Origin of the sequence: Bradyrhizobium sp. B025, assembly GCF_042257955.1 — a bacterium.
In the GTDB taxonomy this organism is placed as follows: domain Bacteria; phylum Pseudomonadota; class Alphaproteobacteria; order Rhizobiales; family Xanthobacteraceae; genus Bradyrhizobium; species Bradyrhizobium diazoefficiens.
Genome location: NZ_CP170150.1, coordinates 8313890 through 8334469 on the forward strand (window position 1 = coordinate 8313890; position 20580 = coordinate 8334469).

The following is a 20580-nucleotide window of genomic DNA, read 5'->3' on the forward strand; positions in this document are numbered from 1 at the left end:
CCCGGAATGACGGAAGCATCAATCCGCCTTCACATAGTCCTTCGCGATGATCGTATTGGCGTCAAAGCCCTTGTCGGCAAAGCCCTGCTCCTGGAGCCATTTGATCTGGTTGTCGACGTTCTTGACGTCGAGCTTGCCGTCGGGATCGATGTAAGCGCAATTGCCGACCACCTGCTCGACCGGCAGATTGGTGTACTTCGCGATGATCTCCAGCAGCGGCTTGGTCTGCTCGTTGACGGGCGCCACGCCGTCCTTCATCGCGGCGAGGATCACGTCGTGGTATTCGCGGTCAGCCTTTGCCAAAGCGCCGAGCAGCTTGGTCACCAGCGCCTTGTTGGTCAGCGTCTTCGGCGAGGCGAACACTGCGCCGAGCTGCCAGGGCGTCTCGTCACCGACCCAGCCCAGGAACTTCGCGCCGCCCTCATCCATCAGTTTTCGCGCGGTAGAAATCGGCAGTAGCGCGGCATCGACAGTCTCGCCTTTCAGCGCGGCCGCCGCATTGGACAGCGACTGCAGCGGGATGATCTTCACGTCGGCGAGCTTGAAGCCGTATTTGTCGGCGAGCAGCCCAAGCGAATAATGGAAGGATGATCCGACCTGCGTGACCGCGACGCGCTTGCCCGCGAGGTCCTTCGGCGTCTTCAGCCCGGCCGCGTAAGCGTTGTTGCTGGCGAAATAGCCGATCAGGGGATAGCCGGCTTTTTCGCGGCTCATGCCGCCGATCACCTTGAGCACGCCCTTGCCGGCGAGATTGTAGAGACCGGCGGTGAACGCGGTGACGCCGAAATCGACGTCGCCCGAGGTGGTGGCGACCGCGATCGGCTGCGCCGCGTCGAAGAACTTCAGCTCGACGTCGAGCCCGGCCTCGCGAAAATAGCCCTTGTCCTGCGCGATGAAGACCGGCGCGGAGGAGGACAGGCGGAGCACGCCGATCCTGGCCTTCAGCGCGTCCTCAGCCTGCGCCGCGCCCATCGCCATGATCGCCACCAGGCCCGCAAGCGCGAGCCGCGCAATCCCGATCATCCGGTTTCCTCCGTCGTTGTCTTGGTCGTTCTCTTGCAGCCCGTCAAAGCCCTTCGGGCACGGGCTGGTCCCGTCCGATGAAGGCGCCCTGTTGTTTCAACGTTTCCTGCAATTTTTCAATGGGGATGTCACGCGGGATCCGATTTCCGGAGAGCGCCAGCGCGGCGGCGGAACCTGCGGCCTCGCCCATCACGAAACAGGCACCCGAGACGCGGGCGGCCGACTGGCCCTCATGGGTCATCGAGGCGCAGCGGCCGGCGACCAGCAGATTGTCGACCCCCTCGGGCACCAGCATCCGGTACGGTAGTTCGTTATAGCCGCGCGATTCCGGGATTGGCGGAAAAGTGAAGATCACATCGCCGGGAACGTGAGCCTCGATCGGCCAGCCGTTGACGCCGATGGAATCCTCGAACGAGGCACAGCCGAGCACGTCCTCGCCGCTGAGCTGGTAGCCGCCCTTGATGCGGCGGGTCTCGCGGATGCCGAGTTGCGGCGGCAGGTCCACGATGTAGGACTTCTCAAACCCCGGCACGGTGCGCAGGAATTCGAACGCGGCGAGCGCCTGCCTGCGGCCCTCGATCTCGCCGCGGGTGAGATCGTCGGGCTCGATGCCGTTGATGGCGTGGCCATCCTCGCGCGCGACCTGCGTGAAATTCACCCTCCATTCGATGCCGGATTTCTGCGGCCGCACGATGGCACTTTTCCGCGGGAATTTGTGGGTGCCGGCGGCGAGCGCCTTTTCCATCAATTGCGGGATGGTGCGCCAGGCCTCGCCCGCCTTTTCCGGATCGATATTGTTGAGGCGGAGCATCATCGACGGGTAGAGCGGATGGCCGTGTTCGTCGCCGACTTCGAACGGCGCCCCGGCCCAGACCGCGAGATCGCCGTCACCGGAGCAGTCGATGAAGATCTCCGAACGCACGGCCTGCCGGCCGGCCTTGGTCTCGACCATCAGCGCGTCGATGCGGCTGCTATCGCCCATCACCACGCCGGCGCCGAGCGCGTGGAAGAGGATATTGACCTTGTGGCTTGCCAGGAGTTCGTCGGCCGCAATCTTGTAGGCCGCGGTGTCGTAGGCCTGGGCAAAGACCTTGCCGAGGATCAGATGCGGGGTGTTCAGGCCGTTGAGCAGGTCGATCCGCGCCAGGAGCTCGGACGCCAGGCCCTGCACCAGCCGGTGGGCCTGGCCGTAGACGTTGCCGTGCAGGCCGCAGAAATTGGTGACGCCGGCCGCGGTGCCCATGCCGCCGAGGAAGCCGTAACGCTCGATCAGCAGCGTCTTCCGCCCTGCCCGCGCCGCCGACGCCGCCGCGATAATGCCGGCCGGACCGCCGCCGAGCACGACCACCTCATATTCGCCGTAGAGCGGCACCTGGCGCGCTGGTTCTTCGATCGTCGTGGCCCGCATGGCGCGTCCTATCCCTGAAAATCCTTGCTTGGGACCGACTATGAATTAACGCGAGGCGGGCTACAATCCACCAAATTACGCGATCAGCTTTCTCGAATCGCGAAAGGTCAGAGATGGACATCCTGGTGAACCTTCAGGCGTTCCTCGCCACCGCGGACGCGGCCGGCTTCTCCGCCGCTGCGCGAAAGCTCAATGTCTCGACCTCCGTGGTGGCCAAGCGCGTCACGCAGCTGGAGGCGCGGATCGGCACGCCGCTGTTTCACCGCTCGACCCGGCAATTGCGGCTGACCGACGCCGGCCAGCGCTATGTGCATCGCGCGCGTGGCGTCGTCACAGACGCCACCGACCTGCTCTCGCGCATGGGCGAGAAGGGCCACGATCTCGTCGATCACCTCCGCATCAAGGCGCCGACCTCGCTGACGGTGGCGCGCCTCGCCGACGCCTTCAGCGCCTTCCAGACCCAGAATCCGCGACTGAAGCTCGAGATCGTGCTGATCGACCGCCCGGTCGATCCCGTCACCGAAGGCTTTGATATCGCCATCGGCGCCTTCCCGCACTCCTTCGGCGGCGTGGTCGACGAGCCGCTCTGCGCGCTGAAGCGGCTGCTCTGCGCTTCCCCCGCCTACTTGAAGAAGCACGGCACGCCAAAGCATCCGCGCGACCTCGTCGAGCATCGCTGCCTCAGCTTTCTGCCGACGGGACCGGAATGGATTTTTGACGGGCCGCGCGGCCGCATCAGCATCCAGGTCAGCCCGCTGCTCTCCTCCAACGAGGGACACGTGCTGGCGCGCAGCGCCATCGCCGGCAACGGCATCGCACTGATCTCGCATTATCTCGTCGCCGATGCCTTGCGCGACGGCACGCTCAAGCCGGTGCTGCGCGACTTTCCGATTCCGGAATTGTGGGTGAAGGCCGCGATCCCCGAACGCCGGCGCAACGCGGCGGCGGTGCAGGCGCTGCTCACCCTGCTGAAAACGTCACTCGCGTCGTCGCTGTAAGCCGCGTCGCGCGGCTGTCACAAGATCGCAGTTGCTCTTGATTGTCGGACCTGAGAGAAGGGCCGCCATGGATTCGATAGTCGTGAAATTCGCCCTGCCAGCCCTGATCGCTCTTGCGATCTCCACCACTCCCGCCGCAGCCGTGCAGCAGAACTGCCGCTTCATCCAGGCCAAGGCCGATCGCGAGGCCTGCTACATGCGGCAGGAGGAAGAGCTGGCCGCAAAGCGCAAGCCTGCTGAACCGGTCGATGAAGGCAAGACTCTCGAAACGCTGCGGCAGATGCGGCAGGATGACGATGCCGTCTATCGCAGCATCAACAACATCTGCCGCGGCTGCTGAGCCGAGAACGCTCAGCCTTTCCCGCCACCCCAATTCCCCGCCCGCTTTTCGGCGAACGAGGCCAGCCCCTCCGCCGCCTCCGCGCTCTGGCGCTTGACCGAATGCAGGTGCACGAGCCGCGTGTACGCCGCATCGTCCACCGCCATCCCGCCGAACGAGCTCTCCAGCGCGAGCCGCTTGGTCTCGGCCATCGCCTCGGGTCCGTTGGCGAGGAGCTGCTCGACCACCTTTGCACCGGCGGCCTCCAACTCGGCGAGCGGCACGACCTCGTGGACGAGACCGATGCGGCGGGCGTCTTCGGCGCCGAAACGTTCGCCTGTCAGCGCGTAGCGACGGACTTGCCGTACACTGATGGCATCGCAAAGCTGCGGGATGATGATTGCGGCGGTCAGGCCCCAGCGCACCTCCGTGATCGAGAACAGCGCATTGTCCGCGGCGATCACGACGTCGCAGGCCGCGATTACGCCGGTGCCGCCGCCGAAGCAGCCGCCCTGCACCAATGCGACGGTCGGAATCGGCAGCGTGTTGAGCCGCTGCACGGCCTCGAAGGTCGCCCGCGACGCCGCCTCGTTGGCCTCGGCCGATTGCGGCCGCACGCCGTTGATCCATTTGAGGTCGGCGCCGGCCTGGAAATGCTTGCCGTTGCCCCGGAGGACCACGACCCGCAAATTGGGCTTGTTGCCGAGATCGTCCATGGCCGCGAGCACGCCCGCGATCAGCGCGCCGTCATAGGCGTTGTTGACCTCCGGCCGGTTCAACGTGACGGTCGCAACCCCACGCTCATCCAAAGTCCACAAAACGGGGTTGGCAGTCATCGGCGATCCTCCGGTCGTTTGTTTGCCCTGCACTATGGCCGAGGCCACGCGCCCTGATCCATATCTTTCCGGCGTGGGGCGGCCGCGTCCATCGCATGGCGGCTTGTGTCATGCTGGCTCGGGGTGGCAGCAAAGGGATCAGGACGGCACATCATGCGCATTTGCATTTTCGGCGCGGGCGCCGTCGGCAGCCACATTGCGGTCCGGCTGGCGCGCGCCGGCCATGAGGTCTCGTGCGTGATGCGGGGGGCGCATCTGGAGGCGGCGCGTGCGGGCGGCCTGAAGCTGCGTGTCGGCGATTCCGAGGTCACCGCCAAGGTGAACGCCTCCGGGGATCCCGCCCAGCTCGGCCCGCAGGACGTCGTGATCAGCACCTTGAAGGCCACCGCGCTGACCGGACTGGTCTCCAGCATCAAGCCGCTGCTGCAAGACGACACGGCGATCGTGTTCGCGCAGAACGGCATTCCCTGGTGGTACGGGATCGGCCTGCCGCCGCGGCACCCGACGCCGCCGGACATTTCCTTCCTCGACCCGGGCGGGCGCCTGCGCGCCTGCATCCCGAAGGAGCGGATCATCGGTGGTGTCATCTTCTCCTCCAACGAGGTGGTCGCGCCCGGCGTGGTGCAGAACCTCACCCCGGACCGCAACCGCCTGCTGATCGGCGAATGCGACGACCGCAATTGCGAGCGCATCACGAAACTCCGCGGCGTCCTCAACGATGCGCGGCTGGAATCGCCGCCGGTGGCCGAGATCCGCGAAGCGATCTGGTCAAAGCTGCTGACCAACATGTCGCTGTCGGTGCTGTGCCTGCTGACCGGCCAGACCGCACGCGGCGTGCGCGACGACCCCGCCTTTGCCGAGGTCATTCCGCGCATGTTGAACGAGGCCAACGACATCGCGCAGCACTTCATTCCCGAGGTCAAGCGCGTCACGCGCAGCGGCCCCGCCCCCAACCACAAGCCGTCGCTGCTGCAGGATTACGAGATCGGCCGCGCCATGGAGATCGACGTGCTGGTGAAGGCGCCCGCCGCCTTCGCGCGCACCTCGGGCCTGCCGACGCCGACCCTCGACCTGATCGCCGCGCTGGCGATCCAGAAGGCGCGCGACAAGGGGCTTTATTCGGCCTGAGTTCAGGCGAGCCCGCCGATCCAGGTCGTGAGCGCGTCGAGCACCTCGGTGAGCGCCTCTTCGTTGCTACGGCCGGACTTCTTCAGCACCGCGAAAGAGTGATCGCCGCCCTCGACCTCATGCAGCGTCGCCTTCGGGCCAAGCCCTTCGACGACGGGCTTGAGGATGCCGAGGTCGGCAAGCTTGTCGCGCGTGCCTTGCAGGAACAGCATCGGGATAGCGATGCCCGCGAGGTGCTCGGCGCGCTCCGCCGACGGCTTGCCGTCGGCATGCAGGGGAAAGCCGAGGAAGGCGAGCCCTTTGACACCAGGCAATGGAGCCTTGGACTGCGCCTGCGAGGTCATCCGCCCGCCGAAAGACTTGCCGCCGGCGACGAGCGTCACGCCGGGGCACAGCCGCGCCGCCTCCGCGACCGCCGCGCGGATGGCGGCGTGCGCGACCGCCGGCTGGTCGGGACGTCCTTGCTTCTTTTCCATATAGGGGAAATTGAAGCGGAGCGTCGCGATGCCGCGCTCCGCGAGGCCTTCCGCAACCTTGTCCATGAACGCATGCCGCATGTCGGCACCTGCGCCGTGCGCCAGCACGTAACAGGCGCGCGCATTTTCGGGCTGCGTCAGGATCGCGGAGACCGTGCCGATGCGCTCGATGTCGAGCTTGAGCTCTTGAGTTTTGGTCGCCACAATCAGCCATCCCGACAGACGCTGCTCCGGCCGCCTTGGTAGCGTCACCGGCGCAGCCTGAAAACACAATAATTGTCGCCGCCGACCAGCCTACCAAGCCGGAACGACGCATCAACCGAGGTGACCATGTCCTACCGCTCCTCCTGGATGACCGAAGAGCTCGGCGTCTTTCGCGACCAGTTCCGGAAATATCTTGCCAAGGACCTGGCGCCGCATGCCGAGAAATGGCGCGAGCAGAAGATGGTGGACCGCTTCGCCTGGCGCGGGCTCGGCGAGATGGGCGCGCTCTTGGCGAGCGTGCCGGAGGAATATGGCGGCCTGGGCGCAACCTTCGCCTATGACGCCGCCGTGCTGGATGATCTCGAGAGCACGGTGCCGGAGCTGACGACCGGCGTCTCCGTGCACAGCGCCATCGTCGCGCACTACATCCTCAATTACGGCTCGGAGGAGCAGAAGAAGCGCTGGCTGCCGAAGATGGCGAGCGGCGAGATGGTCGGCGCCATCGCCATGACCGAGCCCGGCACCGGCTCTGACCTCCAGGCCGTGAAGACCACGGCGAAGAAGCAGGGCAATTCCTACGTCATCAACGGCCAGAAGACTTTCATCACCAATGGCCAGGCCGCCGATCTCGTCGTCGTGGTCGCGCGCACGGGCGAAGCCGGTGCGAAAGGCATTTCGCTGATCGTGGTCGAGACCGCAGGCGCGGACGGCTACAAGCGCGGGCGCAACCTCGACAAGATCGGCCTGCACGCTTCCGACACGTCGGAGCTGTTCTTCGACAACGTCACGGTGCCGCCGGAAAACCTGCTCGGCAAGGAGGAAGGCCAGGGTTTTGTCCAGCTGATGCAGCAATTGCCGCAGGAGCGCCTCGCGCTCGCGGTCGGCGCCGTCGCCTCGATGGAGCGCGCGGTCAAGCTCACCACCGAGTACACCAAGGAGCGCAAGGCCTTCGGCAAGCCGCTGATGGATTTCCAGAACACCGCCTTCACGCTCGCCGAGCGCAAGACCGAAGCGATGATCGCGCGCGTCTTCGTCGACTGGTGCATCGAGCGCCTGGTCGCCGGGGATCTCGACACCGTCACGGCGTCGATGGCGAAATACTGGTGCTCGGACAAGCAGGTGCAGACCGCCGACGAATGCCTGCAGCTGTTCGGCGGCTACGGCTACATGCAGGAATACCCGATCTCGCGCATCTTCATCGATTCCCGCATCCAGAAGATCTATGGCGGCACCAACGAGATCATGAAGCTGTTGATCGCAAGGTCGCTGTGATCCGGCTGGTTACCTCATCCGCTTGTCGGCCGCGATGAAGTCGATGAAGGTCCTCACCTTCGCGGAGAGGTATTTGCGGCTCGGATAGACCGCGAACAGGCGCCCTTCGAAGATGATGTCGTCGGGCAGGATGTGCACGAGCCGGCCGGCGGCGATGTCGTCCGCGACCAGCCATTTCGGCAGGAAGGCGAAGCCCATGCCTTCCAGCGCGGCCATGTGGAGCAGCGTCTCGTTGCCGCTGCGCAGGACCGGGTTGAGCTTGATGGTCTCGACCGTGCCGTTCCTGTTCACGGAGAAGCTCTCTCCCGGATAAAGCGCATAGTGCAACAGCGCCTGGCCTGAGAGATCGGCGAACTTCGTCGGGCGTCCGGCGCGTTTGAGGAACGCAGGGGCTGCAACCAACAAGAAGGGGACCTTGGTGATGGGACGCGCGATCAGCGCCTCGTCCGGCGTGCCGGTCGCGCGCAAGGCGAGATCGAATCCCTCCTCGACCAGATTGACCAGCCGCCCGCTGAGATCGACGTCGAGGCACACCTCCGGATAGCGAGCCTGGTAATCCGCCAGCACGCCCGCAAAGATCGCATTCGCCATCCACACCGGCGCGGTCAGCCGCAACGTACCGCGCGGAACGACGGTCGCCTTGCTGACGGCGGCCTCGACCTCGTCGAGCGAATCCAGCATCTGCCGCGCCTGCTCGAAATAGAGCGCGCCGCTCTCGCTCAGGCTGACGCGCCGGCTGGTGCGGTTGAGCAGCCGCGTGCCCAGCCGCTTCTCGAGCTGCATCACGTGCTTGCTCGCCATGGCGGGCGAAATGCGCAGGCGCTGCGCCGCGGTCGCAAAGCTCTTCAGCTCCGCGACCAGGCAAAACACCCTCATGCTGACCAGCGAGTCCATGAAATCATCAACATCCAGGAAAGGAATCAATCATGGAACGCATAATGATCAAATGAGGCGAAACCATCAAATGGTGGCGACCCACAGACCCTGGAGACCCACCATGACCGCCACCACCTTCGAAACCGCCACCCCGGGCCGCGCCCTTCGCATCGGCCTCTGGGCCGCACAGGGCCTGATCTTCTTCGTCTTCGCCTCGGCCGGGCTGGTCAAGCTGCTCACGCCTATCCCTCAGCTGGCCGCGATGATGCCCTGGGCCGGGCAGTATTCCGAAACTTTCGTCCGAATCATCGGACTGATCGACCTTGCCGGCGGGATCGGCATCCTGCTTCCGGCCCTGACGCGGATCCTGCCGCGGCTGACGGTGCTGGCCGCGCTCGGCTGCACCGTGTTGCAGGTGTTCGCGCTCGTCTTCCACCTCTCGCGTGGCGAGACTGATGTCACGCCGCTCAATGTCGTCCTGCTCGCGCTCAGCCTGTTCGTGCTGTGGGGACGCGGCCGCAAGGCGCCGATTACGCCGCGTCAGCTCTGACCGGCAGGAACGCCGCCGCCATGATCTCAGCCAATGGATGGTCCCGGAGGGGTCTGCTCGCAGGCACCGCGATCCTCACCGCGGGCGGCGCCGCCGCCAGGGAGGATCGTCTCGCCGACGGCGTCGTGATCCTGATCGACAGCAACGAGCCCTATGTCATGGGACATGCGATCAGCTACTCGGCCAACCTCGCAAAGCACTTTGCCGACAAGGGCGCGCGATTGCTGATCGAGGTCGTCGCCAACGGCAAGGGCATCGACGTCTTCCGGGCGGACAAGACTGCGCTGGTCGAGCCGCTCGCGACGCTGCGGCAGTCGGTGCCCAATCTCACCTACAGCATGTGCGCGTCGTCGAAGGCGATCGCCGAAGCCAAGGAGCAGGTCTCGATTCCGTTGATATCGGGCGCGAGCCTCGTCCCGTTCGGGATCGGCCGCGTCGTCGATCTGCAATTGAAGGGCTGGGCCTATATCCATGCGTGAGAAGCCTCGTGCGCCCGGCACGACACTGTCCAGGCGAGCGCTGCTGATGGCCGCGCCGGCGGCCCTTGTCCCTCCGCGCGCAAGCCGCGCGCAGGGCGGCGATCCCGCCTGGCCGCCGGTGTTGGAGGCCGGCCGCAGCCAGTTTACCGTCGTGCGGCCTCGCGCAACGATGCCGCAGCTCAGGCTTCAGGACCTGCACGGAAAAGACGTTGTGCTGACGGCGCGGCCGGGCCGGATCACGCTCGTCAACTTCTGGGCGACGTGGTGCGCGGCCTGCCGGCTCGACCTGCCTGTGCTCGCAAGCCTCGCGGGATCGCGGCCGGATCGGCTCGACGTTGTCGCGATCTGCACCGATACGAAGGACCTGCGCAAGATCCGCGCGTTCCTCGGCGGTCTCGCCGTGCAAAACCTCGCCTGCTACATCGATGCGTATGACACGACGGAAGCCTCAGCCTCGGCCTTCACGCTCGTCGGCATGCCCGTGACCTATCTGGTCGGCGCGAGCAACCACATCGAGGGTTACATTACCGGCGCACCCGACTGGCTCTCGCCGGCGGGCGCGCGGTTGCTGCAATTCTATCGCGAGCAAGCCTGATCCGCTCAATTCGGATGCCACCAGCGGCCACCGATGACCACGCCCTCCGAAACGATCTTGCGATCGCCGATCAGGTGCTCGCCGACGACGTCCTCATAGTCGAACTGGCCCTGCCTGACCGAAATCAGCGTGGCGTCGCCGACGCAGCCCGGCTTGAGGCTGCCGAGCTCGGGGCGGCGCAGCGCCATCGCCGCGTTCACCGTCGAAGCGGTGACCACATCGGACAGCTCCATGCCCATGCACAGGAACTTCGACATGGTCGTGACCTGGTCGAAGGCCGGGCCATCGATGCAGAGCTGATGGATGTCGGAGGAGATCGTGTCCGGATAGAAGCCGTTGGCGAGCATCGCGCGCGCGGTCTTGAAGGCAAACGAGCCCTTGCCGTGGCCGATGTCGAACAGCACGCCGCGCTCGCGCGCATCCAGCACCGCCTTCTTCACCGTGCCCTGCGCCGTCGCCGGCGTGTTGGGGAAAGGGCGGAACGCATGGGTCAGCACGTCGCCGGGCCGCAGGCGCGCCAGCACGTCCTCATAGCTCGGCGGCGGATGATCGATATGCGCCATCAGGGGCATGCCGACCTCGTTCGCGACCTCGAGCGCGATGTCGAGCGGCACGGCCCCCGACGTGCCCGAGGAGTGCAAGCCCACGCGCACCTTGATGCCGACGATGAGATCGCGGTTGGCATCCGCCACCTTGGCCGCCTCGATCGGATTCATCAGCCGCAACTCCTCGCTCTCACCCACCATGATCCGGTGCGAGAAGCCGAAGATGCCGGCATGCGAGACGTGCAGGTAAGCGAGAATGCGGACCTGGCTCGGCTCGATCACATGCTTGCGGAAGCCCGCGAAATTGCCGGGCCCCGCGCTGCCGGTGTCCACCGCCGTGGTGACGCCGGAGAGGCGGCAGAATTCCTCGGCATCGATGCCGAGCGAGGTGCCGCCCCAATAGACATGGGTGTGGAGATCGATCAGCCCCGGCGTCACGATGTAGCGTGACACGTCGCGCACCTCCGTGCCCGGATCCGCCTTGAGCCCGCTGCCGATCGCAGCGACCTTGCCGCCGGCAAAGCCGACATCGGTCACGGCGTCGAGCTTCTGGGACGGGTCGACCACACGGCCGCCGCGCAGGATCAAGTCGAAAGGCATTGTCGTCTCCGGATGGGCAGTGAGGCGTGGCTAGCAGGTCAGCCGGGCCAGCAAGGAAGGAAGCCGTTCGCTTCTAGCAATTTTTGCGCCGATGGACCCGCCAAATAGCGGCCAATGCCCATGACAAAATGGCGATCCCGGGATGACTCGAACATCCGACCTACGGTTTAGGAAACCGCCGCTCTATCCGGCTGAGCTACGGGACCGCGGAACCCGCGGGAGGCGGGTTTCGACCCCTCTTAGCAGAGCGGGATTGGGATCGCCAGTCGCCAGACGGGGTCAGCGATGCGCCGCGCCGATGGTCGTCAAACTGCGTTAGGGGTGTACCATGGTCCCAGCCCAAAACCGGGTCCAGGAGCCGGCACCATGATCGAGGGCATCAGTGCCATCACACTCGGCACCCATGACATGGCGCGCGCCGTGCACTTCTACCGTTCGCTCGGGTTCGAACTCCTGTATGGCGGCGAGGCCGCTGCATTCACCAGCTTTCGCGCCGGGACCGGCTATCTCAACCTGACCGCACAACCGGACGACAAGCACTGGTCCTGGTGGGGGCGCGTCATCTTCTACGTCGCCGATGTCGACGGGACCTACGAGCGCGCCCGCGCAGCCGGTTGGCAGCCATCGAGCACGCCTCGCGATGCGGAATGGGGTGAGCGCTACTTCCATCTCACCGACCCCGACGGCCACGAGCTCAGTTTCGCGCGTCCGGTGTCCTGACCGAATAAGTCACACCCGCTGACGTTCCCAACGCACAAGTAGCGCTGTCTCAGCCGCCGTGGCAAGCTCGGCGCGGTTGCCTCAAGCGAGAATTGTATCTGGGTTCTAACGAGGGAGGACGACCATGGTAACCTATGTCGTGCTGGGAAACTTCACTGATCAGGGAGTCCGCAACGTCAAGGACTCGCCGAAGCGGGCCGACGCCTTCAAGGAGATGGCCAAGACGTTCGGAGTGACCGTGAAAGAGATCGTCTGGACGCAGGGACGGTATGACGTTGTAACCGTTCTCGAGGCTCCAGATGAGGCTGCCGCGATGTCGCTCAGCCTTAGTCTCAGCGCACTCGGCAATGTCCGCACCGAAACGCTGCGCGCGTTTTCGGCGGCAGATATGACAAAGATCGTCGGCAAGATGCTCTGACGCTCAAGCCCGCGCGAGCGCACTGGACCCGGGATGGCAATCCCGGGAATAGGCCTTTCATGCCCTGATATTGTTCTCGCGCACCACCTTGCCCCAATAGGCGACCTGCTTGTCGAAGAAGGTCTTGAAGGCGGCGCCGTCCTCGAGCAGCAGCGTCATGTGCTGGGTCTCCTTGAGCTGGGCTGCGGTCGCGGGTTCGCTCAGGATCTCCCTGGACGCCGTCGCCATGGCGGCGACGATCTCAGGCGGCGTGCCGGCGGGCGCGAAGATGCCCCACCAGGCCAGCGTCTCGAAGTCCGGAAAGCCCGCCTCGATCGCGGTCTGCGTATCGGGCAGCGCCGGCAGCCGCTCGCGGCCGAGCTGCAGGATCGGACGCAGCATGTTGGAGCCGAGCTGGGCTGCGACCAGCGCCGCCGATCCCGCGATCAGATCGACATGGCCGCCGAGCACGTCGTTCATCGCGGGGCCGCCGCCGCGATAGGGCACGTGCATGATCTCGACCCCGGCCTTGTTGCCGAGCACGGTCATGGCGAGATGGCCGAGCGTGCCGATGCCGACGGAGGCGTATTTCACCGCGCCGGGCGTCGCCTTGCAGGCCGCCACCACGTCGGCAAAGCTCTTGTAGGGACGGCCGGCGCCGGCCGCGATCACGTAAGGCGCGGTACCGACCAGCAGCACCGGCATCAGCTCGCGCTCGACGTCCACCGGCGGCTTGTCGAGGATCGACGGGATCACCGCGTGGGAATCGAAGGTGACCAGGAACGTCGCGCCGTCCGCCGGGCTCTTGGCGACCTGCGCGGCGCCGATCGCGCCGGCGGCGCCCGACTTGTTCTCGACCACGACGATGCGGCCAAGCTTGGTTTGCAGATTGCTCTGGAGCAGCCGCGCCATCGCGTCGGTCGAGCCGCCCGGCGGAAACGGCACGACCAGAGTGATCTTGCCGGCCTGCGCCGCCGCGGGCGCCATCGCAAGGATTGCGGGCGCTGCCAGCAGCGCCCGTCGTGTGATCGTCATGGTCCCCTCCCTTGTGTTTCCGCGCCCGGCTTTTGCTCTTTGGCGCTTAGGTCGTCCCGAAACCCGACCCGGGTTTTCTGTATTCTGGCCGCGGTGGACTGAAGATGTCCAGCACGCGGGCGCCCTCGGGGCCGGCGCGCATGGTGTGCGGCACATTGCCCGGCGTGCGCCAGAAGTCGCCCTTCTTCACGGGGATCTCCTCATCGCCCTGGACGCGGATGGCGGAGCCGTCGAGCAGCACGCCCCATTGCTCCTCGGGATGATGATGCAGCGTGCCTTTCGCATGCGGCGCCAGCGTCACCACCGACAGCATCGCCTGCTCGCCGGAGAAGATGCGCGTGGTCACCCCCGCCGCAAGCTCGCGGAACAGCCCGTCGCTGGCGTCGTCGAGATTGTGGAACTCTTCCTTCTGGCTCACGCCATCCTCCCCTTCGTTCTCGCGTCGATCAGGACTTGCCGTAGGAGCCCTGATAGCGGCCCTCGCGGATCGCCTTCAGTGTCTCCTCCTCGCGCGCGACCTGGGCGCGCACGGCTTCCAGCAGCGCCGCCGCACCAGCCGCGGGAAACGACACCACGCCGTCCTCGTCGCCGACGACGATGTCGCCGGGCGAGATCACGCTGCCGCCGACAGAGACCGGCACGTTGATTTCGCCGGGGCCGTTCTTGTAGGGGCCGCGATGGATCACCGCGCGGGCATAGCAGGGGAAGTCATCAGCCGCGAACGCCGCGACATCGCGGATCGCGCCGTCGATGACGTAGCCTTCGGCTTTGCGCCATTGCGCGATGTTCTTCATGATCTCGCCGACCAGCGCGCGGGTCTCGTCGCCGCCGCCATCGACCACGATGACGTCGCCGGGACCGACCAGATCGAGCGCGCGGTGGATGGCGAGATTGTCGCCGGGCCGGGTGCGCACCGTGAAGGCCGTGCCCACCAGCTTGCCGCCGCGATGATAGGGCTTCAGCCCCACCGCGCCCGGCAAGCGGGCGAGGTTGTCTGAAATGACCGAGGTCGGCGCACCTCGAAAACCCTCGATGATGTCGACCGGCGGCTTCGGCACGCTGTTGGCTACGATCGTGATGGTCATGTCCCAAAATCCTTCCGTAGTTTTCTCACTCGGCGTGCGCCCGCGCCTTCGCCGGCCAGATCCGGAAGGCGCGCCCCTCCTTCATCCACGCCGCGCGCTCGTCGCGCAACAGCGTGCGGCGCACTTTTCCGGAATCATCGCGCGGCGGGGCGCTGACGATCTCGAAACTCTCGGGGTGCTTGTAGCGGCTGAGCCTGTCCTTCAAGAACTCCGCCATGCCGTCGGCGATAACCTGGCCGTCCGCATCCAGCTCCGGCTCGATGATGGCATGCACGCGCTGGCCCAATTCCGGATCAGGCAATCCCACCACCACGCAGGAGCGCACGCCGGGGCAGGCGGAGACGGCGGCCTCGACTTCGGCCGGATAGATGTTGGCGCCGCCGCGCAGCACCATGTCGGCGAGGCGGTCGCCGAGATAGAGATAGCCTTCCGCATCCAGCCTGCCGATATCGCCGAGCGATTCCCAGCCGTCGGCGCGCCGCTTCGGCTCGGCGCCGAGATAGTGATAGGTGGCGTCCTTGCCGTCATTGTTGAGGAAATAGATCTCGCCGGTCTCGCCCGGCGCGACGTCGTTGCCGTCCTCGCCGATGATGCGCAGGCGCGCCATCTCGCCGATCTTGCCGACCGAGCCCTTGTGGGTCAGCCATTCCGTGCCTGATATGATGCAGGAGCCTTGCCGCTCGGTGCCGCCATAGAGCTCCCAGACCCGCTCGGGCCCGAGCCAGGCGATCCAGTTCTCCTTCAGCCAGGGCGGCATCGGAGCCGCCATGTGAAACACGGTCTGAAGGCTCGAGACATCGTAGGCGTTGCGCACGTTCTCAGGCAGCGCCCAGATCCGGTGCATCATGGTCGGCACGAAATTGACCCACTGCACGCGCTCGCGTTCGATCAGCCGCAGCGTCTCCTCGGCGTCGAACTTGACGAGGCCGGTGAGCTGGCCGCCGGCGAACAGCGCGGTGTGCGACACGATGAACGGCGCATTGTGGTAGAGCGGGCCGGGATTGAGCAGCGAGACCCCGAAGGGGATGTTGAGCGCCGGCGCGGCGACGGTGTCGGTCACCGCCGGGTGATGATCGAGGATCACTTTCGGGCGGCCGGTAGAGCCGCCTGAGGTCATGGCCTTCCAGTAGCGCGCCACCGGCGGCGTCAGCGGCTCGTCCGAAAATCCTTCCGGCACGAAATCCGCAGGCAGACGGTTCGGCGCGTTCCAATCGGCCTCGCCGCCGACCACCAGCGCAGGCTTGAGGATGTCGAGCACCGCGGCGGCTTCGCCGCGCGGCAACCGCCATGACAGCGAGGTCGGTGTCGCCCCGCACTTCCAAATCGCAAACGAGGTCTCGAAGAATGCATTACCGTTGGGAAGACCGATCGCGACGAAATCGCCGGGCTTGACGCCCTTGGCCGCAAATGCCCGCGCGCGCCGGTTGGCGCCGCGCTCGAGCTCGTCCCATGTCAGCGTATCCTGCCCGTGGCGGACGGCGATCGTGCCTTGGGGTTTGCGCTCAGCGTACCAGCGCGGCACGTCGGACAGGGGCAGCAGCATCAGGCGTTTCCACTTCGTCTTCTTGGCGGCGCCTCGGGGTGAGATGCTCGCGGTGCGAAGTGTAACAGCCGGAGCCGGAGCTTCAAGGCAGCGGCGTCAGCGCTCGGCGCCGCAGCCCGGAATATCGAACAGGGCCGCGAGCCCGCATTTCGAGGTCAGCATCTTGTCGCCGTCATGACCGACGCCGGGAACGTCCCAGACCCGGTGGTTTGGCGTACCGTGATCGCGCTTGGCCATCGCGTCCACGTAAGCGTGGCCGCGGGCGTAACGATAAGGCCCCTGCGCCTCCGCCATGCAGCTCTTGTCCAGCGCGGAATGCTTCGGGTTGGTGTCGAGCGTGCCAAGCAGATAGATCACCTCGCGCTCGACATAGCGCTGCTCGAGCGCCGCCGGCGTCGCGTCGGCGAGATAGGGCGGCCGGTCGCCCATGCCGTATTTCCAGTTGTTGTAGCCCGGACAGGACGCGGCAATTGCGGGCACCGGCCGGTCGGCGCTGAAATAGGCATAGGACGAGGGGTTGGCGACGACATAGCGGACGTCGATGTGCTGGCGCGACAGCGCCGTCTCGCCCTTGCCGGCGATGGCATAGCGTTGCACGACCTGTCCGCCGCCGGAATGGCCGGCAACCACGACCTGCTTCAGGTTCGGGAAGACGCGCCGGTCGGCGAGTCTTGCGAGGATCGCATCGAGCGCCTCGAACGAGGAGACCGGATTGGGCGCAAGCGCGGCATCGCCGCCCTCCCATCCCTCCAGCGACCAGCGCAGCGTGTCCTCCGTCAGCTTGTGCGCTTCGATATCGATCTCGGCGAGAAACTGCGGCACGATCATCAGTGCGGCCTTGCCGTCGTCGCCCGCCGCGGCCTGCGCGTTGTTGGCCGATATGTAATATTCGTCGGCGTTGCGCAGGCGTCCGTGCAGCACGATGACGGCGCGCGAGATCGCGGGCTGCGGCATCGACCAGTCGCGGGAGAGGTAGAGCCGCAGCGTTCCCCGGCCGCCGACCGAGAGCCGTGCATCCCCGATCGCCTTCACCGGCTTGCGGTTGGGCGCATCTTCGTCCGCTGCAAAGGCATGGCCGCAGATCAGCACCAGGACGAGTGCGGCAAGACAGGCCAGCGCTCTCATGACGAACATTCCCCTTCGCCTCCGAATGGATAGAACTCTAAGCGCATGACGTGCCGTACGGCTGTGACTCCCGCGCCACGTCAAGCAAAAAATGTCAGCATTGCAGTCATGAAATTCCCGAGTTCCATGGGTGACAAGCCGGCGATAAAGAGGCAAAAATTGGCCCGACTCAGTTCGGGTTGAGTTTTGCAAGGAATGCTCTCGTAGAATGTGGTCCGTGTTTGCATCGCGTCGTGCGGCGCTTCTCGTTGCTGCAGCAGGATTTTTTCTGCTGACGCACGCGCATGCCCAGGCGCAATGGTGGAAGCGCGCGCCTGTCGACTTCGAGGAATGCGCTGATGCCGCCGAGAAGGCCACGACCAAGGCCGAGAAAACGTCGGCGCTTGCGGATTGCAACGCCAAGTTCGCCGGACGCCGCAAGCCGGGCGGCGGCTACTCCTATTACGACTTCCTCCAGGACCGCACCTTCGATATCGCAGGTCCAAACCCGACGCCGGAAGAGCAGAAGAAGATCGACGAAGCCTACACCGCCTATCTCGCCAATCAGCGCCGCAGCAATGAAGCGGCCCAGGCCACCGCGCGTCAGCAGCGCGAGCAGCAGGAACAACAGGTGCAGCAGCTCCAGCAGGTTGCGCTGCGGACCGACGTCGAGCGCGTGCCTGTTCCGGTCGAGCGGCCGAAGGTGCAGCAGGCCGTGGGCCCGAGACCGAAGGGCGCACCCTGCACCAAGGGCTCGTTCTCCTGCGAATGGCCGCGGCTGTCGGAAAGCCTGAACGATCTGAAGAAGCTGTTCAGCCCGACGCCGAGCAAGCCGGCGAAGAAGGGGTGAGCTTCTCGCACTGACCGTAGGGTGGGCAAAGGCGCGCGCTTCGCGCCCCGTGCCCACCATTCCGGCAAGAAGGAAGATGGTGGGCACGCTTCGCTTTGCCCACCCTACATCCTCAGTTCGGCTGCTTCTTCTTGCTGCGCTTCGGTTTGACCACCGGCGCATTCGTCGGCACCGCCGCCGGTGAACTGCCCAACTGCGACCTGCTCTCCTGCAATCGCCTGTCATAACCGGGAGAGTTCATGACCGTCGGCGGCCGGGCTTCCGCAAACGTGGACGCGCCGCAGAGCACGGCCAGTGCGAATCCGATCATCAAGAAACGCCTCATCGTTGCTCCTCCGGTCGCGCGGCATGCACTCAGGCGCTACCCGCGAATCTGCTGCGGCGTCAGCCCGGGAGGGCCGTTGCCGGCGACTTCAGCTTCCTTGATCAGCGCAACAATGCGGCGCATCAGCGGCACATTGACATTGCTCTGCTCGGCAAGCGCGATGACCGCGCCCTGGAGATAGTCGATCTCGGTCTTGCGGCCCTGCTTCAGGTCCTGCCACATCGAAGAGCGCGCCTCGGGATCGATCTTCATGGTCCGCCCCAGGATCGCGTTGAAGATCATGTCGGGCAACCTCAGCAATGTCGGCGTCCAGTTCAGCGGGATCGGCGTCGCGGAGACCGGATTGATGCCGGCGGCCTTCATCGCAGCCAACCCCTCTGCCATCTGTTCGGCGAACAGTTTTCGCCAGTTGCGGCTTGCCAGTTGCGCGGCGAGCGGCATGTCCGACAATGCGCTGAGCGCGTTGTTCAGGTTGATGATCAGCTTGCCCCATTGCACGCCGGTGATGTCGCGGCTCGCGCGCATCGACAGACCGGGCACCGAGAGCGCCGCGGCCGTGTTCTCGGCGTCCTCTCCGACATGGATGTCGCCGGAGGTCGAGCGGTGGAAGCGCCCCTCGCCCATCGCGATCACGTTGAACGGCACCATGCCGGCGAGCACGCGCCGGCCGCCGAGGCGCTCGCGCAGCACCGCGACATTGCCGACGCCGTTCTGAAGCGAGACGATGACAGCGTCCTGCGGCGCGTGCTGCGCGATCTGGTCCGCGACATCGGCGGTGTCGGCGCTCTTCACGGTCACCAGCACGATGCCGGCACTATGGAAGATCGCGGGATCCTCCGACAGCGCGAGCTGGCCGGCCCCGAGCTTCTTCTCTGAGCCGTCGAAATCGGTCAGCCGCAGGCCGAACCGCTCGATCTCGGTCTTCACCCGCGGCCGCACCAGCAGCGCGACGCGACCGCCGGCAGCCGCCAGCATGCCGCCGACGAAACAGCCGATGGCGCCCGCGCCGGCCACCACGATCGGTCGATCCGCAACCACCTGACCTCAACTCCCTGAATGACCGGCCTTCGATAGCAGAGCCGGGGGCCTCGCGGCTACGGCGCATCCGCCTTGTAACGGTCATGAGAGCCCCATATGTTTTCGCCCCGGGGGGCTTGTCAGCGGCGAGCGCTCGCCGAACGGGAACGGCAAACTCGCCGAACGAGAACGCCAAAGGAGAGCACCATGGGTCTACTCGACGTCCTCAACGGCATGCAGAACGGCCCGCACGGATCGCGCACGGGCGAGCAACCATCCTCCGGCGGCATGTCGCCGATGACCAAGGCGCTGCTCGGCCTGCTCGCCTGGAAGGCATTCAAGCATCTGACAGCAGGCCAGCCGGGCGACGCGCCCGCCCCGCAGCAGCGCTCACCGCTGCCGCCTCCGACGCCTGTCAATACGGGCGACGCCACGCTTCCCGGAGGGAGCGGCGGCGGTCTCGGCGATCTGCTCAAAGGCGGCCTCGGCGGTCTGCTCGCGGGCGGCGCGGCCGGCACCGTGCTGAGCGGCGGGCTCGGCGATCTCCTCAATCAGCTCCAGCAGGGCGGCCACGGTGAGACCGCGAATTCCTGGGTCGGCAAGGGCCAGAACAAGCCGATCGCGCCCGGCGATCTCGCCAGCGCACTCGGCGCGGACCAGATCGAGAGCCTGTCCGCCCAGAGCGGCCTGTCGCGCGAGGAGCTGCTCTCCGGCCTCAGCCAATATCTGCCGCAGGTGATCGACCACCTGACGCCGGATGGACGGCTGCCGACCGAGAACGAACTCTCGGGCAGAATTTAGTCAAGATTGATCTGCGCGTTCTCGGGAAGGGGAGCATTGTCATGAGCATGGGCGGCCTGTTGTGGATCATCGTCGTCGGCTTCATCGCCGGTCTCATCGCGCGCTGGCTCGCGCCGGGGCCGAACAATCCGAGCGGCTTCATCCTCACCACCATCCTCGGCATCGCCGGTGCGTTTCTGGCGACGTTCGTCGGCCAGGCGATCGGGCACTACGGCGCGGACCAGGGCGCCGGCTTCATCATGGCCACGATCGGCGCGGTGGTGGTGCTGTTCATCTGGCACCGGCTGGTGGCGAGCGGCGTGATCAAGGGGTAGCCACCGTCATTCCGGGGCGCGCAACGCGCGAACCCGGAATCTCGAGATTCCGGGTTCGATGCTAACGCATCGCCCCGGAA

The 20580-nt window shown here is 65.9% G+C and carries 25 protein-coding genes and 1 tRNA gene; 12 read left to right on the forward strand and 14 right to left on the reverse strand.

The window, feature by feature from the left end:
* Positions 1-18 precede the first annotated feature (18 nt).
* Positions 19-1023: an ABC transporter substrate-binding protein gene (locus tag ACE10W_RS39390; protein WP_011082945.1), complete on the reverse strand. Its 1005-nt coding sequence runs from the start codon at positions 1021-1023 to the stop codon at positions 19-21.
* Between the two features lie 43 nt (positions 1024-1066).
* A complete protein-coding gene (locus ACE10W_RS39395) occupies positions 1067-2431 on the reverse strand; it encodes an FAD-dependent oxidoreductase (RefSeq protein ID WP_370204952.1) in 1365 nt (454 codons plus the stop codon).
* A 113-nt stretch (positions 2432-2544) separates the two neighbouring features.
* On the opposite strand from ACE10W_RS39395, the gene ACE10W_RS39400 reads away from it, so the two are divergent.
* Both ACE10W_RS39400 and ACE10W_RS39405 read left to right on the forward strand, forming a co-directional pair.
* Positions 2545-3429 carry a LysR family transcriptional regulator gene (locus ACE10W_RS39400; RefSeq protein WP_028175123.1) on the forward strand — a complete coding sequence of 295 codons (885 nt, stop codon included), beginning with the start codon at positions 2545-2547 and terminating at the stop codon, positions 3427-3429.
* A gap of 67 nt (positions 3430-3496) precedes the next feature.
* Positions 3497-3769 carry a hypothetical protein gene (locus ACE10W_RS39405; RefSeq protein WP_304549247.1) on the forward strand — a complete coding sequence of 91 codons (273 nt, stop codon included), beginning with the start codon at positions 3497-3499 and terminating at the stop codon, positions 3767-3769.
* A gap of 11 nt (positions 3770-3780) precedes the next feature.
* Here ACE10W_RS39405 and ACE10W_RS39410 read toward each other — a convergent pair whose 3' ends face one another.
* The gene (locus ACE10W_RS39410) at positions 3781-4584 is read right to left on the reverse strand and encodes an enoyl-CoA hydratase-related protein (RefSeq protein WP_304549248.1); all 804 of its coding nucleotides are present in this window, start codon (positions 4582-4584) and stop codon (positions 3781-3783) included.
* A gap of 153 nt (positions 4585-4737) precedes the next feature.
* Between ACE10W_RS39410 and ACE10W_RS39415 the strand changes: the two genes are divergently transcribed.
* A complete protein-coding gene (locus ACE10W_RS39415) occupies positions 4738-5712 on the forward strand; it encodes a ketopantoate reductase family protein (protein WP_161532566.1) in 975 nt (324 codons plus the stop codon).
* 2 nt (positions 5713-5714) lie between these two features.
* On the opposite strand, the gene ACE10W_RS39420 is transcribed toward ACE10W_RS39415, so the two are convergent.
* Positions 5715-6392, reverse strand: coding sequence for an alpha/beta family hydrolase (locus ACE10W_RS39420; RefSeq protein WP_028175126.1), 678 nt, complete (start codon positions 6390-6392; stop codon positions 5715-5717).
* A 126-nt stretch (positions 6393-6518) separates the two neighbouring features.
* On the opposite strand from ACE10W_RS39420, the gene ACE10W_RS39425 reads away from it, so the two are divergent.
* On the forward strand, positions 6519-7664 hold the full coding sequence (locus ACE10W_RS39425; protein WP_304549250.1) for an acyl-CoA dehydrogenase family protein: 1146 nt from the start codon (positions 6519-6521) through the stop codon (positions 7662-7664).
* A gap of 9 nt (positions 7665-7673) precedes the next feature.
* Here the strand turns inward: ACE10W_RS39425 and ACE10W_RS39430 are convergent, their stop codons facing one another.
* Positions 7674-8558 carry a LysR family transcriptional regulator gene (locus ACE10W_RS39430; protein WP_161532568.1) on the reverse strand — a complete coding sequence of 295 codons (885 nt, stop codon included), beginning with the start codon at positions 8556-8558 and terminating at the stop codon, positions 7674-7676.
* 103 nt (positions 8559-8661) lie between these two features.
* Between ACE10W_RS39430 and ACE10W_RS39435 the strand changes: the two genes are divergently transcribed.
* From ACE10W_RS39435 to ACE10W_RS39445, 3 genes are read left to right on the forward strand one after another with little or no spacing between them, the layout of a single operon-like run.
* Positions 8662-9090 carry a DoxX family protein gene (locus ACE10W_RS39435; protein ID WP_028175129.1) on the forward strand — a complete coding sequence of 143 codons (429 nt, stop codon included), beginning with the start codon at positions 8662-8664 and terminating at the stop codon, positions 9088-9090.
* Between the two features lie 20 nt (positions 9091-9110).
* Positions 9111-9569 carry a DsrE family protein gene (locus ACE10W_RS39440; protein ID WP_304549252.1) on the forward strand — a complete coding sequence of 153 codons (459 nt, stop codon included), beginning with the start codon at positions 9111-9113 and terminating at the stop codon, positions 9567-9569.
* A complete protein-coding gene (locus tag ACE10W_RS39445) occupies positions 9562-10164 on the forward strand; it encodes a TlpA disulfide reductase family protein (RefSeq protein WP_304549254.1) in 603 nt (200 codons plus the stop codon). Before ACE10W_RS39440 ends, ACE10W_RS39445 begins: the two co-directional genes overlap by 8 nt.
* Positions 10165-10169: 5 nt before the next feature.
* On the opposite strand, the gene ACE10W_RS39450 is transcribed toward ACE10W_RS39445, so the two are convergent.
* Together ACE10W_RS39450 and ACE10W_RS39455 are read right to left on the reverse strand one after the other, a co-directional pair.
* The gene (locus tag ACE10W_RS39450) at positions 10170-11309 is read right to left on the reverse strand and encodes an amidohydrolase/deacetylase family metallohydrolase (protein ID WP_304549256.1); all 1140 of its coding nucleotides are present in this window, start codon (positions 11307-11309) and stop codon (positions 10170-10172) included.
* Positions 11310-11438: 129 nt separating this feature from the next.
* Positions 11439-11515: transfer RNA gene (locus ACE10W_RS39455), tRNA-Arg, on the reverse strand.
* Positions 11516-11675: 160 nt separating this feature from the next.
* Between ACE10W_RS39455 and ACE10W_RS39460 the strand changes: the two genes are divergently transcribed.
* Both ACE10W_RS39460 and ACE10W_RS39465 read left to right on the forward strand, forming a co-directional pair.
* Positions 11676-12029, forward strand: coding sequence for a VOC family protein (locus tag ACE10W_RS39460; protein WP_304549257.1), 354 nt, complete (start codon positions 11676-11678; stop codon positions 12027-12029).
* Between the two features lie 124 nt (positions 12030-12153).
* On the forward strand, positions 12154-12447 hold the full coding sequence (locus tag ACE10W_RS39465) for a GYD domain-containing protein (RefSeq protein WP_011082959.1): 294 nt from the start codon (positions 12154-12156) through the stop codon (positions 12445-12447).
* Between the two features lie 57 nt (positions 12448-12504).
* Here ACE10W_RS39465 and ACE10W_RS39470 read toward each other — a convergent pair whose 3' ends face one another.
* The 5 genes from ACE10W_RS39470 to ACE10W_RS39490 all read right to left on the reverse strand — a co-directional run bounded on the left by ACE10W_RS39470 (position 12505) and on the right by ACE10W_RS39490 (position 17214).
* A complete protein-coding gene (locus tag ACE10W_RS39470) occupies positions 12505-13461 on the reverse strand; it encodes a tripartite tricarboxylate transporter substrate-binding protein (RefSeq protein WP_304549259.1) in 957 nt (318 codons plus the stop codon).
* A gap of 46 nt (positions 13462-13507) precedes the next feature.
* Positions 13508-13879 (reverse strand): cupin domain-containing protein, encoded by a 372-nt coding sequence (locus ACE10W_RS39475; RefSeq protein WP_304549261.1) that lies wholly within the window; start codon positions 13877-13879, stop codon positions 13508-13510.
* Between the two features lie 28 nt (positions 13880-13907).
* A complete protein-coding gene (locus ACE10W_RS39480) occupies positions 13908-14546 on the reverse strand; it encodes an RraA family protein (protein WP_304549262.1) in 639 nt (212 codons plus the stop codon).
* Between the two features lie 25 nt (positions 14547-14571).
* Positions 14572-16089, reverse strand: coding sequence for an AMP-binding protein (locus ACE10W_RS39485; RefSeq protein WP_304549263.1), 1518 nt, complete (start codon positions 16087-16089; stop codon positions 14572-14574).
* Between the two features lie 96 nt (positions 16090-16185).
* Positions 16186-17214 carry an alpha/beta hydrolase gene (locus ACE10W_RS39490; protein WP_028175136.1) on the reverse strand — a complete coding sequence of 343 codons (1029 nt, stop codon included), beginning with the start codon at positions 17212-17214 and terminating at the stop codon, positions 16186-16188.
* Between the two features lie 208 nt (positions 17215-17422).
* On the opposite strand from ACE10W_RS39490, the gene ACE10W_RS39495 reads away from it, so the two are divergent.
* Positions 17423-18043, forward strand: a complete 621-nt coding sequence (locus tag ACE10W_RS39495; protein ID WP_038966637.1) for a hypothetical protein — start codon at positions 17423-17425, stop codon at positions 18041-18043.
* A 112-nt stretch (positions 18044-18155) separates the two neighbouring features.
* On the opposite strand, the gene ACE10W_RS39500 is transcribed toward ACE10W_RS39495, so the two are convergent.
* Positions 18156-18368 (reverse strand): hypothetical protein, encoded by a 213-nt coding sequence (locus ACE10W_RS39500; RefSeq protein WP_304549264.1) that lies wholly within the window; start codon positions 18366-18368, stop codon positions 18156-18158.
* A 36-nt stretch (positions 18369-18404) separates the two neighbouring features.
* Positions 18405-19406, reverse strand: a complete 1002-nt coding sequence (locus ACE10W_RS39505) for a 2-dehydropantoate 2-reductase (protein WP_304549265.1) — start codon at positions 19404-19406, stop codon at positions 18405-18407.
* A gap of 186 nt (positions 19407-19592) precedes the next feature.
* Between ACE10W_RS39505 and ACE10W_RS39510 the strand changes: the two genes are divergently transcribed.
* Positions 19593-20186, forward strand: a complete 594-nt coding sequence (locus ACE10W_RS39510; RefSeq protein ID WP_304549267.1) for a YidB family protein — start codon at positions 19593-19595, stop codon at positions 20184-20186.
* Between the two features lie 41 nt (positions 20187-20227).
* The gene (locus tag ACE10W_RS39515; RefSeq protein ID WP_161532573.1) at positions 20228-20500 is read left to right on the forward strand and encodes a GlsB/YeaQ/YmgE family stress response membrane protein; all 273 of its coding nucleotides are present in this window, start codon (positions 20228-20230) and stop codon (positions 20498-20500) included.
* Positions 20501-20580 lie beyond the last annotated feature (80 nt).

What these genes read in the sequence shown, in the direction of transcription:
- ACE10W_RS39390 (WP_011082945.1), bottom strand. Translation starts at nt 1,023, where the DNA reads ATGATCGGGATTGCGCGGCTCGCGCTTGCGGGCCTGGTGGCGATCATG.
- ACE10W_RS39395 (WP_370204952.1), bottom strand. Translation starts at nt 2,431, where the DNA reads ATGCGGGCCACGACGATCGAAGAACCAGCGCGCCAGGTGCCGCTCTAC.
- ACE10W_RS39400 (WP_028175123.1), top strand. Translation starts at nt 2,545, where the DNA reads ATGGACATCCTGGTGAACCTTCAGGCGTTCCTCGCCACCGCGGACGCG.
- ACE10W_RS39405 (WP_304549247.1), top strand. Translation starts at nt 3,497, where the DNA reads ATGGATTCGATAGTCGTGAAATTCGCCCTGCCAGCCCTGATCGCTCTT.
- ACE10W_RS39410 (WP_304549248.1), bottom strand. Translation starts at nt 4,584, where the DNA reads ATGACTGCCAACCCCGTTTTGTGGACTTTGGATGAGCGTGGGGTTGCG.
- ACE10W_RS39415 (WP_161532566.1), top strand. Translation starts at nt 4,738, where the DNA reads ATGCGCATTTGCATTTTCGGCGCGGGCGCCGTCGGCAGCCACATTGCG.
- ACE10W_RS39425 (WP_304549250.1), top strand. Translation starts at nt 6,519, where the DNA reads ATGTCCTACCGCTCCTCCTGGATGACCGAAGAGCTCGGCGTCTTTCGC.
- ACE10W_RS39430 (WP_161532568.1), bottom strand. Translation starts at nt 8,558, where the DNA reads ATGGACTCGCTGGTCAGCATGAGGGTGTTTTGCCTGGTCGCGGAGCTG.
- ACE10W_RS39435 (WP_028175129.1), top strand. Translation starts at nt 8,662, where the DNA reads ATGACCGCCACCACCTTCGAAACCGCCACCCCGGGCCGCGCCCTTCGC.
- ACE10W_RS39440 (WP_304549252.1), top strand. Translation starts at nt 9,111, where the DNA reads ATGATCTCAGCCAATGGATGGTCCCGGAGGGGTCTGCTCGCAGGCACC.
- ACE10W_RS39445 (WP_304549254.1), top strand. Translation starts at nt 9,562, where the DNA reads ATGCGTGAGAAGCCTCGTGCGCCCGGCACGACACTGTCCAGGCGAGCG.
- ACE10W_RS39450 (WP_304549256.1), bottom strand. Translation starts at nt 11,309, where the DNA reads ATGCCTTTCGACTTGATCCTGCGCGGCGGCCGTGTGGTCGACCCGTCC.
- ACE10W_RS39460 (WP_304549257.1), top strand. Translation starts at nt 11,676, where the DNA reads ATGATCGAGGGCATCAGTGCCATCACACTCGGCACCCATGACATGGCG.
- ACE10W_RS39465 (WP_011082959.1), top strand. Translation starts at nt 12,154, where the DNA reads ATGGTAACCTATGTCGTGCTGGGAAACTTCACTGATCAGGGAGTCCGC.
- ACE10W_RS39470 (WP_304549259.1), bottom strand. Translation starts at nt 13,461, where the DNA reads ATGACGATCACACGACGGGCGCTGCTGGCAGCGCCCGCAATCCTTGCG.
- ACE10W_RS39480 (WP_304549262.1), bottom strand. Translation starts at nt 14,546, where the DNA reads ATGACCATCACGATCGTAGCCAACAGCGTGCCGAAGCCGCCGGTCGAC.
- ACE10W_RS39485 (WP_304549263.1), bottom strand. Translation starts at nt 16,089, where the DNA reads ATGCTGCTGCCCCTGTCCGACGTGCCGCGCTGGTACGCTGAGCGCAAA.
- ACE10W_RS39490 (WP_028175136.1), bottom strand. Translation starts at nt 17,214, where the DNA reads ATGAGAGCGCTGGCCTGTCTTGCCGCACTCGTCCTGGTGCTGATCTGC.
- ACE10W_RS39495 (WP_038966637.1), top strand. Translation starts at nt 17,423, where the DNA reads ATGTGGTCCGTGTTTGCATCGCGTCGTGCGGCGCTTCTCGTTGCTGCA.
- ACE10W_RS39500 (WP_304549264.1), bottom strand. Translation starts at nt 18,368, where the DNA reads ATGAGGCGTTTCTTGATGATCGGATTCGCACTGGCCGTGCTCTGCGGC.
- ACE10W_RS39510 (WP_304549267.1), top strand. Translation starts at nt 19,593, where the DNA reads ATGGGTCTACTCGACGTCCTCAACGGCATGCAGAACGGCCCGCACGGA.
- ACE10W_RS39515 (WP_161532573.1), top strand. Translation starts at nt 20,228, where the DNA reads ATGAGCATGGGCGGCCTGTTGTGGATCATCGTCGTCGGCTTCATCGCC.